Annotated in this window: 10 protein-coding genes; 9 read left to right on the plus strand and 1 reads right to left on the minus strand. The window is 63.8% G+C overall.

Annotated elements, in window-relative coordinates:
* The 7 genes from AC1D1X_RS06310 to AC1D1X_RS06340 form a co-directional block, all read left to right on the plus strand.
* A partial coding sequence (locus AC1D1X_RS06310; protein ID WP_477697989.1) for a 3-hydroxyacyl-CoA dehydrogenase/enoyl-CoA hydratase family protein occupies positions 1 to 2,333 on the plus strand: 2,333 nt, incomplete at its 5' end.
* Between the two features lie 112 nt (positions 2,334 to 2,445).
* Positions 2,446 to 2,952, plus strand: coding sequence for a DUF4442 domain-containing protein (locus tag AC1D1X_RS06315; RefSeq protein WP_477668469.1), 507 nt, complete (start codon positions 2,446 to 2,448; stop codon positions 2,950 to 2,952).
* Positions 2,953 to 2,975: 23 nt separating this feature from the next.
* On the plus strand, positions 2,976 to 4,175 hold the full coding sequence (locus AC1D1X_RS06320; RefSeq protein WP_477668468.1) for an acetyl-CoA C-acyltransferase: 1,200 nt from the start codon (positions 2,976 to 2,978) through the stop codon (positions 4,173 to 4,175).
* Positions 4,176 to 4,265: 90 nt separating this feature from the next.
* The gene (locus AC1D1X_RS06325) at positions 4,266 to 5,123 is read left to right on the plus strand and encodes an alpha/beta hydrolase family protein (protein WP_477668467.1); all 858 of its coding nucleotides are present in this window, start codon (positions 4,266 to 4,268) and stop codon (positions 5,121 to 5,123) included.
* A 43-nt stretch (positions 5,124 to 5,166) separates the two neighbouring features.
* Positions 5,167 to 6,045 carry an alpha/beta hydrolase family protein gene (locus AC1D1X_RS06330; protein WP_477668466.1) on the plus strand — a complete coding sequence of 293 codons (879 nt, stop codon included), beginning with the start codon at positions 5,167 to 5,169 and terminating at the stop codon, positions 6,043 to 6,045.
* A 28-nt stretch (positions 6,046 to 6,073) separates the two neighbouring features.
* The gene (locus tag AC1D1X_RS06335; RefSeq protein WP_477668465.1) at positions 6,074 to 6,898 is read left to right on the plus strand and encodes an acyl-CoA thioesterase; all 825 of its coding nucleotides are present in this window, start codon (positions 6,074 to 6,076) and stop codon (positions 6,896 to 6,898) included.
* Positions 6,899 to 6,955: 57 nt separating this feature from the next.
* Positions 6,956 to 7,753, plus strand: a complete 798-nt coding sequence (locus AC1D1X_RS06340) for an enoyl-CoA hydratase (protein ID WP_477668464.1) — start codon at positions 6,956 to 6,958, stop codon at positions 7,751 to 7,753.
* A 195-nt stretch (positions 7,754 to 7,948) separates the two neighbouring features.
* Here the strand turns inward: AC1D1X_RS06340 and AC1D1X_RS06345 are convergent, their stop codons facing one another.
* A complete protein-coding gene (locus AC1D1X_RS06345; RefSeq protein WP_477668463.1) occupies positions 7,949 to 8,932 on the minus strand; it encodes a LysR substrate-binding domain-containing protein in 984 nt (327 codons plus the stop codon).
* 160 nt (positions 8,933 to 9,092) lie between these two features.
* Between AC1D1X_RS06345 and AC1D1X_RS06350 the strand changes: the two genes are divergently transcribed.
* Together AC1D1X_RS06350 and AC1D1X_RS06355 are read left to right on the plus strand one after the other, a co-directional pair.
* On the plus strand, positions 9,093 to 10,109 hold the full coding sequence (locus tag AC1D1X_RS06350) for a tripartite tricarboxylate transporter substrate binding protein (protein WP_477668462.1): 1,017 nt from the start codon (positions 9,093 to 9,095) through the stop codon (positions 10,107 to 10,109).
* Between the two features lie 28 nt (positions 10,110 to 10,137).
* The coding region (locus tag AC1D1X_RS06355; protein WP_477697990.1) for a UxaA family hydrolase at positions 10,138 to 11,678 on the plus strand (1,541 nt) is incomplete at its 3' end.

The following is an 11,678-nucleotide window of genomic DNA, read 5'->3' on the forward strand; positions in this document are numbered from 1 at the left end:
CGGTGGTACTGTTCGACCTTGCGGCCAAGGACGGCCCGAAGAACGGTATCGTCATCAAGGCGGTCGAAGGCCTCAAGAAGCTCAAGCCAGCGCCGCTGGGTGTGCCCGAAGACGCGGCGCTGATCCAGCAGGCCAACTACGAAGAGAACATGGAGCTGCTCAGGGAGTGCGACCTCATCATCGAGGCGATTGCCGAGCGCATGGACTGGAAGACCGACCTGTACCACAAGATCGCGCCCTTCATTGCCGAAGGCGCCATCGTGGCCAGCAACACCTCGGGCCTGTCGATCACCAAGCTCAGCGAGGCGCTGCCTGAATCCATCAAGCCGCGCTTTTGCGGCATTCACTTCTTCAACCCGCCGCGCTACATGACGCTGGTGGAGCTGATCAACACGCCGACCACCGAACCCAAGGTGCTGGACGACCTGGAAGCGTTTGTCACCAGCGCGCTGGGAAAGGGCGTGATCCGTGCCCACGACACGCCCAACTTCATCGCCAACCGCGTGGGCATTGCCAGCATGCTGGCCACCATCAAGGAAGCCGAGACCTTCAAGCTCAGCTACGACGTGGTCGACGACCTGACCGGCAAGAAGCTGGGCCGCGCGAGCTCCGGCACCTTCCGCACCGCCGACGTGGTGGGCCTGGACACCATGGCCCACGTCATCAAGACGCTGCAAGACAACCTTGGCCCCGGCAAGGTGGAAGATCCGTTCTCCGACGTCTACGGCACGCCGCCTGTGCTGGCCAAGCTGCTCGAGTCGAAAAGCCTGGGCCAGAAGACCGGCGCCGGCTTCTACAAAAAACAGGGCCGCGACATCCTGCGCCTGGACCCCGAGAGCATGGAATACGTGCCCGCCGGCGCCAAGGCCAATGAAGTCGTCGGCCGCATGCTGAAAAAACCTGCGGGCGAGCGCCTCAAACTCTTGCGCGAAGCCGAAGGCGCGGAAGCGCGTTTCCTCTGGGCCATCCTGCGCGACCAGTTCCACTACGCTGCCGTGCACCTTGAAACCATTGCCGAAACCGCGCGCGACATCGACTTCGCCATGCGCTGGGGTTTTGGTTCCAAGCAAGGCCCCTTCGAGTTGTGGCAACAGGCCGGCTGGAAGCAGGTCGCCACCTGGATCCAGGAAGACATTGACGCCGGCAAGGCGCTGTCCAAAGCGCCGCTGCCGGATTGGGTGTTCAAGGGCCCGGTGGCCGACGCCGGTGGCGTGCACACGGCCGAAGGCTCGTGGAGCGCCTCGGCCCAAAAATTCATCCCGCGCCGCAAGCTGCCGGTCTATGAGCGCCAGTTCTTCCCCGAAGACGTGCTCGGCGCCAAGGCGCCTGCTTTTGAGACGGCAGGTACCACGCTGCATGAAGACGACGCGATCCGCCTCTGGACGCTGGACGGCGTCAATGGTGAAGTAGGCGACGTACTGATCGCCAGCATCAAGACCAAGATGCACGCCATCAGCCCGGACGTGGCCGAAGGTCTGGCGATGGGTGTGGACCTGGCCGAGAAAAGCTACAAGGGCATGGTGATCTGGTCCAACGACGAGATGTTCTCGGCCGGCGCCGACCTGCAGGCCATGCTGCCCGCCTTCATGATGGGCGGCGCCAAGGCGATTGAAGGGGCCGAGGCCGAACTGCAGAACGTGATGCTCAAGCTGCGCTACGCGGCGGTTCCCGTGGTGTCGGCGATCCGCGGCCTGGCGCTGGGCGGCGGTTGCGAAATGGCAGTGTATTCGGCCAAACGCGTGGCTGCGATGGAAAGCTATATCGGCCTCGTCGAAGTCGGCGTGGGCCTGGTGCCCGGCGCCGGTGGCCTGGCCTACATTGCCCGCCGTGCCGCCGAGAACGCGAGCACTTCAACCAACAAGGACATCCTGCCCTTCCTCACCGAAGGCTTCACGGCCGCCGCGATGGCCAAGGTGGGCACCAGTGCCATCGAAAGCCGCAAGATCGGGTACCTGCTCGACAGCGACGTGATCGTGCCGAACAAGGACGAGCTGCTGTTCGTGGCGCTCAACGAGGCGCGCGCACTGTTCAATTCGGGCTACCGCGCGCCGCACAAGCGCCAGTTCCCGGTGGTGGGCCGCAGCGGCCTGGCCACCATCAAGGGCCAGCTGGTCAATATGCGCGACGGCGGCTTCATCAGCGCGCATGACTTCCATATCGCCAGCCTGATCGCGGGTGTGGTCTGCGGCGGTGATGTCGATGCCGGCACGCTGGTGACGGAAGAGTATTTGATGACGCTGGAGCGTAAGGCCTTCTGCTCGCTGCTCGAACACCCGAAAACGCAAGAGCGGATCATGGGCATGATGAGTACGGGCAAGCCCGTCAGAAACTGATGAACACCCCCATCGGACACTCACTGCGTGTAGCGCCTTTCCCCCTTGCAGGGGGCAACGCCTGCGGCCCGGCAAAGCCGGTTCCGCGGCGTTTGCTGGCCGGGAGAAGTTCATGAACGACCAACAACCCAACCGCCTGGCGCGGCAACTGCAGCGGCTTGAGGAAGTACCGGCGTTTGCCCGGGGCTGGTTCCGCAGCGTGGTGCTGCGCCGCGCTGTGCCATTCACCGGCACCGCCGGCCTGGACTTCATCGAAATGGGCACGGGCCGGGTCGAGATCGGCATCAGGAACGAGAAGAAGGTGCAGAACCACATAGGCGGCGTGCATGCCTCGGCCATGAACTTGCTGGCCGAAACCGCCACCGGCATGGTGGTGGGCATGAATGTGCGCGACGACTGCATTCCGCTGGCCAAGGAGCTGAAGATGGCGTTCAAGAAGCGCGCCACTGGCGCTCTGCGCGCCGTGGCCACGTTGAGCGACGAGCAGCGCGCGGCCATGCAGGCGAGCGACAAGGGTGAAGTCACCGTGCCGGTCATCGTGACCGATGAAGCCGGTATCAACCCGGTCGAATGCGAATTTGTCTGGGCCTGGATTCCCTCCGGCCCACGGAAAAGTTAACTGAGAAATTGAAGGAAACCATCATGGCCAAACAAGTCCAGGAAGCCTACATCGTCGCCGCCACCCGCACGCCCATCGGGCGCTCGGGCCGCGGCTATTTCCGCAACATGCGGCCCGACGACCTGCTGGTCAAGGCGCTGCAGGCGGCGCTGGCGCAAGTGCCTTCGCTGGATCCGAAGGCGATTGAAGACATCATCTGCGGCTGCGCTATCCCGGAAGGCCCGCAAGGCCTGAACGTGGCACGCATTGGCGCGGTGCTGGCGGGCCTGCCCACCAGCGTGGGCGGCATCACCGTCAACCGTTTTTGCGCCTCCGGCCTGTCGGCCATCCAGATGGCGGCCGACCGCATCCGCGTGGGCGAAGCCGACGTGATGATCGCCGCCGGCACCGAGAGTATGAGCATGGTGCCCATGTCGGGCAACTCGCCCTCGCTCTCGCCCAGTATGTTCATGAACGACGAGAACGTCGGCATCGCCTATGGCATGGGCCTGACGGCCGAGAAGGTCGCCCAGCAATGGAAAGTCTCGCGCGAAGCGCAGGACCAGTTCGCACTCGAGTCGCACCTCAAGGCCATCAAGGCGCAGCAGGCTGGCGAATTCGCCAACGAGATCACGCCCGTCGAAGTGACCGACCGCACCGCCAACCTGGAAACCGGTGAAGTCGTCGCCAAGACCCGCACGGTGAGCCTGGACGAAGGCCCGCGCCCCGACACCTCGCTCGAAGGCCTGGCCAAACTCAAGACGGTGTTTGCCGCGCGCGGCTCGGTCACCGCCGGCAACAGTTCGCAAACGTCGGACGGCGCGGGTGCGCTGGTGCTGGCCAGCGAAAAGGCGGTCAAGGACTTCGGCCTGAAGCCGCTGGCCCGCTTTGTGAGCTACGCCGCCAAGGGTGTGCCGCCCGAGATCATGGGCATAGGCCCCATCGAAGCCATTCCTGCCGCCTTGCGCTACGCCGGCCTCAAGCAGGAAGACATCGACTGGTTCGAACTGAATGAAGCTTTTGCTGCGCAGTCGCTGGCCGTCATCAACACGCTCAAGCTCGATGCCAGCAAGGTCAACCGCATGGGCGGCGCGATCGCGCTGGGCCATCCCCTGGGCGCGACCGGTGCGATCCGCGCCGCGACGGTGATCCATGCGTTGCATCGCCACCAGCTCAAGTACGGCATGGTCACGATGTGCGTGGGGATGGGTCAGGGCGCTGCGGGTATTTTCGAGCGCGTGTAAGGCCGTCGGCGGCGGCCCCACTGTCGCGCTTGCGGCAGCGGTTATGGCAGCTGCGGGGCAGACTGGGCTTTTCCTGACTGGAGACAGAAGATGGAGCGAATCACGGTTCTGACCCAGGACTCCTGGGCGCTGGCAGCGACGGTGTTTGCAGCGGATCTCGCGGGAGGCGAGGCCCGCGGCGGTGTACTGCTGGCCGGTGCAATGGCCACGCCCCAGCAACATTACGAGCCCTTCGCCCGCTGGCTGGCCACGCAAGGCTTTACCGTGCTAACACTCGATTACCGCGGCACTTTTGCCTCCGGCGGTGAGCGCGTGGCGTCCACCGATGCCACCTTCGACACCTGGGGACAGCAGGACGTGAGCGCCGCTGCCCGGTTCCTGCGGCAACGTGTGCCGGACCTTCCGCTTTACTACCTGGGGCACAGCCTGGGCGGGCAATTGTTTGCCAGCTCCGAAACTACGCACTTCTTTCAGCGTGCCGTGCTGGTTGCCAGTGGCAGCGGTTACTGGCCGCGCCTGCGCAAAGCGGTGCCGCGTTGGGGCCTGTTTGCCGCCACGCAGATCTGGGCGCCCTTGCTGGTACCGTTGTTCGGTTATTTCCCGGGCCGGAAACTGCGCAAGGTTGGCAACATTCCCGCAGGTGTGATGCGGCAATGGACGCGCTGGTGCCGCCATCCGGACTACCTGGCGCGTGATGCCCATCAGCGTGAACGTTTTGAACGCGTGCAGACGCCCATCACCTACTTCAACTCAAGCGATGACGAGGTCTTTTCACAGTGGTCGTCAGACCGGTTTGTGGCCTTGTTCGGTGCGCGACGTGAACCGGTGCAATGCATGACCCTTGACCCGGGAAATCTGGGTGTCAGGCATATAGGCCACTTCGGCTACTTTCGCGACAAGCTGCGTGCCAGCTTCTGGCCCCAACTGGTGCAACACCTTCACGCGTGATGCGCGTGCCCGAGTTCAGTTCATCCATTTCCAGGAGCATGTGATGCAGATGCAGATCCTCAGTTCAGGCACGGCGCAACTGTCCACTCGCGTTTATGCGCCTTCTTCGCCTGCGCGTGCCAGCGTGGTCATCGGTGGCGCCATGGGGGTGCGGCAAGACTATTACGCACCGTTTGCGCAGTGGCTTTCTTCCCAGGGCTTTTGCGTCACCACTTTTGACTACCGGGGTTCGGGCGAGTCCTTGCCCAACACCGCCAGCGGCAGCCTGCGTGGTTTCAAGGCCGACCTGCTCGACTGGGCCGCCGACTATGAGGCTGTGGTGGATGCCGCCAAGGCAGCCTTGCCGGATGCACCGCTTTACCTGCTGGGTCACAGCCTAGGCGCGCAGCTGCCGGGTTTCCTGAAGAATCAGGACAAGATCGATGGCCTCGTCAGCATCGCGGCAGGAAGCGGGTACTGGCGCGACAACGCACCGCAGCTCAGGCGCCTGATTTTGTACTTCTGGTATGTGCTGGTGCCATTGGCCACGCGCCTTTGTGGTTATTTCCCCGGGCGCAGGTTAAAGAAAGTTGGCGACCTGCCAGCCGGCGTGATGCTGCAGTGGCGCAAGTGGTGCCTGGATCCGCACTACAGCGTGGGGGCCGAGGGAGAAAGCGCGCGGCTGAGTTATGGGCGGGTCAGTTTTCCGGTGACCGCGCTGTCCATGACAGATGACGAGCTGATGACCTGGCGCGGCACGCAAAACCTCATCAACCTGTACAGCAATGCACCGCGCAGCTTTGAACGCATCGCGCCGGCAGATCTCAAGGTCAGGCGCATCGGGCATTTTGGCTTCTTCCGGGAACAGTTCAACCAGACCTTGTGGCCCCGTGCCCAGCAGATCATCGACGGCATGACCGGTGCCGCCAAAGCCCCGGTTTGAACCGGAAAGCTCCATCACACCTGCCGACATGACAAGCACGCATTCTTTTGACGACGCGCTCAGGCTGGAAGCCGCCGGCAGCGACAGGCCCCACACCTGGCTGGGTCACAGCAGCCCCGCATACTGGAACATGGTGGGGCCGTTCGGCGGAACCACAGCGGCCACAGCCTTGCGTGCCATCCTGTTGCACCCGGCCCTGCTGGGCGAGCCGGTGGCGCTGACTGTGAACTACGCAGCGGCCATGGCAGAAGGCCCGTTCACCGTCACGGCCAGGCCGGCTCGCACCAACCGTTCCACCCAGCATTGGCTGGTGGAGTTGTCGCAGGACGGCGATGCCGGAGGCGCTGTGATGACCGCCACAGCCGTTACGGCTGCGCGCCGCGAGACCTGGAGTGCCAACGACACACCCATGCCCGCGGTCACGCTGGCCGACGCTTCAGGCAGGCTGCGGTTTTCGACCTCCGCATGGACGAATCGCTACGACATGCGGCCGGTGCGCGGCGCCATACCGCAGGTTTGGGACGGCAGCGGMGTAGACAGCCTCACGCAGCTGTGGGTGCGCGACGACCCGCCGCGGCCGCTCGACTTCCCGGCACTGGCGGCCATGTCAGACGTGTTCTATCCGCGGGTCTGGCTGCGCCGTGCCACGCGTGTACCCGCCGGTACGGTGTCGATCACCACGTACTTCCACGCCGACGGCCGGCAATTGGCTGAATGCGGTGAAGGCTATTTGCTGGGGCAAGCCAGGGCCCAGGCCTTTCGCAATGGTTTCTTTGACCAGACCGCGCAGCTGTGGAGCGAAGCGGGCGTACTGCTGGCTACCAGTACGCAGGTTGTTTATTACAAAGAATAGGCCCGCGGGGGCAGCATGCATGGCTGGCCCCTACACTTGCGTCTTAACGGAAAACACATGAACACTCCCACCCCTATTTCCACCGGCAGCATTCCCGAAATCCTGAGCCACGTCGACGCGGGCGTGATGACCATCACGCTCAACCGTGTGGACAAAAAAAATTCCATCACCTCCGCCATGTATGGCGCCATGGCCGACGCACTGGAGTCGGCCCACCACGATGCAGCCGTGCGTGTGGTGGTGATCCAGGGGCATGAAACGATTTTTTCCGCCGGTAACGATATCGGCGATTTCCTGAACAAGCCGCCTTCAACGCCCGATTCGCCGGTCTTCCGTTTCCTGCGCGGCATCAGCAGCTTTCCCAAACCGCTGATAGCCGCTGTGTGCGGACCCGCAGTCGGCATAGGCACCACGCTGCTGCTGCATTGCGACCTGGTCTATGCGGGCGACAACGCCGCATTTTCCATGCCTTTCGTCAACCTGGGCCTGTGTCCTGAAGCTGCGTCGAGCTTTCTGGTGCCGCAGCTCATGGGTTACCCGCGCGCCGCCGAGGCACTGCTGCTAGGCGAACCCTTCATGGCCGAGACCGCACTGGAAATCGGGCTGATCAACCGCATCGTGCCGCCCGCCGAAGCCAATGCGCTGGCCCAGCGGCAGGCGCAAAAGCTGGTCGCCAAACCGCTCAGCGCGCTGATGGAAACCAAGCGCCTCATGAAAAAAGGCAACGCCACCGTGGTGGCCGAGCGGATGGCCGAAGAGGGTGCGAGCTTTGGCCGCATGCTGGGCGAACCCGCTGCGCGCGAAGCCTTCACCGCCTTTATGGAAAAGCGCCGGCCAGACTTCAGCGCAGTCTGAAGTCTGCGTCCGAAGGACGGGGCCGCGTAGCGGGCCGGCAGCTTTCGCTAAAAGCGCCGGCCAGACTTCAGCGCAGTCTGAAGTCTGCGTCCGAAGGACGGGGCCGCGTAGCGGGCCGGCAGCTTTCGCTAAAAGCGCCGCCCGGTTTTTTCCGGGACCGGAAGAAGAGCACTCAGCTCCGGCTTACGCCGCGCTTCACCGCTTGTGTGCCGCGGGTTTGCGGCCCTTGGGTCGCAGAGCAGGCTGCCGGGCGGACTCCGCCGTCAGGCGCAGACAGTCCATCAATTGCTCACTGCTGGGTGTCAGCCGCCGTCCCCGCACGGTGATGAGTCCGACAGGCGGGAGTTCAATCGGAACCTCGATAGGCAGGACATCCAGCAGGCCTTCCCGCTGGAAGTGCAAGCCGACCGAGCGCGCCAGGAAGCCGGCCGCGTCACGCTGTTGCGCAAAGGTGCTAAGCGCCAGGAAAGACGATGTTTCGATGATGTCGGTGGGCGGATTCAGACTATGGCGAAAGAAGGTCTGTTCGATCTTCACGCGCAGCGATGCCCAGGGCGGGGGCAGCACGCAGGGTATGCCGGCCAGATCGCTCCAGCCTGGATTTTTCTTGCGCGCGAGTGCGTGGCCACGCTTGACCACCACCACCATGGGCTCGTCGAACAAGGCCTCCGTCACCAGATCGGGGGCGGCATAACCGGGCTCCAGGCGGCCGACGAACAGGTCCAGTTCGCCCATGCGAAGCCGGGGTAAAAGCCGCGTCAGGTCGCCTTCTTCCACCAGCACCGTCGCAAGGGTCGAGCGCTGCTTGAGCAGTTTGACGGCGCCGGCCAGCAGCACCGGCATCGCCACCACCATCGAACCCACGCGGGTGCGTCCCGCCGCGCCGCTGGCCACGGCGGAGATTTCATCGCGCGTGCGCTCGTACTCGGCCAGCACCGAACGGGCAAACCGGACGATGGCCTCGCCGCTGGAGGTCGGTTCGGTGCCGCGGGTGGAGCGGTCAAAGAGGGCCAGCCCAAGCATGCTTTCGACTTCGGCCAGCATTTTCGACACGGCGGGCTGGCTGACCGACAGGAACTCGGCGGTTCGGCCCAGGTGGCGGAACTGGTCCAGCGCCACTACCAGTTGCAGGTGGCGCAGCTTGATGTTGGAACGCAGGACACGGTCAATCTGGGTCATGAATCATGTTAACCCAAAGGCTATGAAGCAATTCCATTATTCGATTGGATTGTTATGAAGAACATGGCAAGAATCGGGGCAACAAGAAATGCAGTCACGCAGCCGCCACGGTTGCCACCAATGCAGCAGCAACACATTCACCCAGAGGCAGACAAACCCCATGAAGACTTCCCCCCAGGTTTCCCCTTTTTCGTTTAACGCCAGGCGCCGCAGCCTGCTGATCGGCAGCGCCGTGGCCGCTGCTGCAGCGTTGGTAAAACCTTTGTGCGCCTTGGCCCAGGGCTACCCCGAGCGGCCCATTACCTTTATCTGCCCGTGGCCTGCCGGCGGCACTGCCGATCAGTCCATGCGCGCCCTGTGCCAGGTCGCCTCGCGCGTGCTGGGCCAGGCCATTGCGATGGAGAACAAGGTGGGTGCGTCCGGCATGATCGGTACCAAGTCCATGGCCTCCGCCAAGCCCGACGGCTACACCATCGGCCAGATCCCTATTTCCGTCACACGTTTTTCGCAACTGGGCACACTACAGCTGGACCCGCTCAAGGACCTGACCTATCTGGCCCGCACCTCTGGCCAGACTTTCGGTATTGCTGCCCCCGCTGAATCGCGCTTCAAGTCGCTGCAGGAACTGGTGGCTTTTGCCAAGGCCAATCCCGGCAAGGTGACCTATGCCCATGCGGGCGTCGGCGGCGCCACGCATGTGGGCATGGAAGAGTTCGCGCTTGCCGCCGGCATCCAGTTCAATCATGTTCCCTACAAGGGCGGCGCCGAGGCATTACAGGCCGTGCTCGGCGGGCATGTGGACCTGCTGGCTGATTCCAGTTCCTGGGCGCCACATGTCGAGGCGGGCAAGCTCAGGCTGCTGGCCACCTGGGGCGAACGCCGCGCCTCGCGGTTCAAGGACGCGCCTACGCTCAAGGAACTGGGCTACAACGTCGTGGTGGATGCACCCAACGGCATTGGTGCGCCCAAGGGCCTGGAGCCGGCCATCGCGATGAAGCTGCGCGAGGCCTTCCGTGTGGCCGTGGCCAGCCCCGAGTTCAAGCAGGTGGCCGACAGGATCGATGCGCCGGTGCTTTACCTGGACGGGCCTGACTACGAGAAGTACGTCGCTGGCATGTACCAGAAAGAAACAGCCCTGATCGACAAGCTCAAGCTCAGGGAGCTGATGAAGAGCTAGAACCTTGGCCCGAACGCTGAACTGAACCATGACCGTTACCGCCCCTTTCATCACTTCCCTTGCCGTCAGCCCCTTGATCCGCCTGCATGCCAACGACAACGTGCTGGTCGCCAAAACCGTGCTGTCGCTGGGCCAGGAGTTGCCCGAAATCAGCGCACGCGCGCGCGCGCAGGTGCCCGCCGGGCACAAGATCGCGGCCCGCCGCATTGCGGAGGGCGAGCGCATCCTGAAGTACGACACGGTGATCGGCGTGGCTGCGCGCGACATCGAGGCGGGTGACTACGTGCATTCGCACAACATGGCACTGGTGGACTTTGAACGCGACCCGGCTTTCGGCCGGGACGTTCGGCCGGTGGACTATGTGCCGCAAGCCGAGCGCGCCACTTTCATGGGCTTTGTGCGCCCGGACGGCCGCGTGGGCACCCGCAATTTCATTGGCATCCTGTCTTCGGTCAACTGTTCTGCCACTGTCATCAAAAATATTGCCGCCCACTTCACCCCCGAACGGCTGGCAGCTTTTCCCCATGTGGACGGCGTGGCCGCCTTTGCGCAAACCAGCGGTTGCGGCATGTCTTCCCCCAGCGAGCATTTTGATGTGCTGCGCCGCACTCTGGCCGGCTACGCGCGCCATCCCAATCTGGCCGGTGTGTTGATCGTCGGCCTGGGCTGCGAGCGCAACCAGGTCTCGTCGCTGGTGGAGTCGCAAGGCCTGGAGACCAGCAAGCTCATGCGCACGATGGTGATGCAGGAGATCGGCGGCACCCGTGCCACGATAGAGGCTGGTATCGCCGCTATTTATGAAATGCTGCCAGAAGCGGATGCCGCCCGGCGTCAGGCAGTTCCCGCCAGTCATTTGAAGATCGGGCTTGAGTGCGGCGGCTCGGACGGCTTTTCGGGTATCACGGCCAACCCGGCCCTCGGCGCGGCCATGGATGTGCTGGTACGCCACGGCGGTACCGCCATCCTGTCCGAGACGCCTGAAATTCACGGCGTCGAATACATGCTGACCCGCCGCGCCGTCACGCCCGAAGTGGGGCAGAAGCTGCTGGACCGGCTGGCCTGGTGGGAAAAGTACACGGCGGGCCAGAACGCGCAGTTCAACGGCGTGGTCGGGCATGGCAACCAGGCGGGAGGACTTGCCAACATTTTCGAGAAGTCGCTGGGTTCGGCCATGAAAGGCGGTACCACGCCGCTGCAGGCCGTCTACGAATATGCCGAACCGATCACCCAGAACGGCTTTGTCTTCATGGACTCCCCCGGCTATGACCCGGTGGCATCCACCGGCCAGATCGCCAGCGGCRCCAACCTGATCTGCTTCACCACCGGCCGGGGCTCGATGTTCGGCTCCAAGCCCGCGCCCACCATCAAGCTGGCCAGCAACACGCCGATGTTCAAGCGCCTTGAAGAAGACATGGACATCAATTGCGGCGCCATCCTCGACGGCGAACTTGACGTTGCGCAGATGGGGCAACGGATTTTCGAACAGATCCTGCGCCACGCTTCGGGCGAGCCCACCAAAAGCGAGGCGCTGGGCCTGGGCGACCACGAATTCGTGCCCTGGCATCTGGG

The sequence above is a fragment of the Polaromonas sp. P1_G4 genome (assembly GCF_056405475.1).

Excerpts from the sequence above, each read along its gene's own strand:
- AC1D1X_RS06315 (WP_477668469.1), top strand. The coding sequence starts at position 2,446 with ATGAACGACCAACAACCCAACCGCCTGGCGCGGCAACTGCAGCGGCTT.
- AC1D1X_RS06320 (WP_477668468.1), top strand. The coding sequence starts at position 2,976 with ATGGCCAAACAAGTCCAGGAAGCCTACATCGTCGCCGCCACCCGCACG.
- AC1D1X_RS06325 (WP_477668467.1), top strand. The coding sequence starts at position 4,266 with ATGGAGCGAATCACGGTTCTGACCCAGGACTCCTGGGCGCTGGCAGCG.
- AC1D1X_RS06330 (WP_477668466.1), top strand. The coding sequence starts at position 5,167 with ATGCAGATGCAGATCCTCAGTTCAGGCACGGCGCAACTGTCCACTCGC.
- AC1D1X_RS06340 (WP_477668464.1), top strand. The coding sequence starts at position 6,956 with ATGAACACTCCCACCCCTATTTCCACCGGCAGCATTCCCGAAATCCTG.
- AC1D1X_RS06345 (WP_477668463.1), bottom strand. The coding sequence starts at position 8,932 with ATGACCCAGATTGACCGTGTCCTGCGTTCCAACATCAAGCTGCGCCAC.
- AC1D1X_RS06350 (WP_477668462.1), top strand. The coding sequence starts at position 9,093 with ATGAAGACTTCCCCCCAGGTTTCCCCTTTTTCGTTTAACGCCAGGCGC.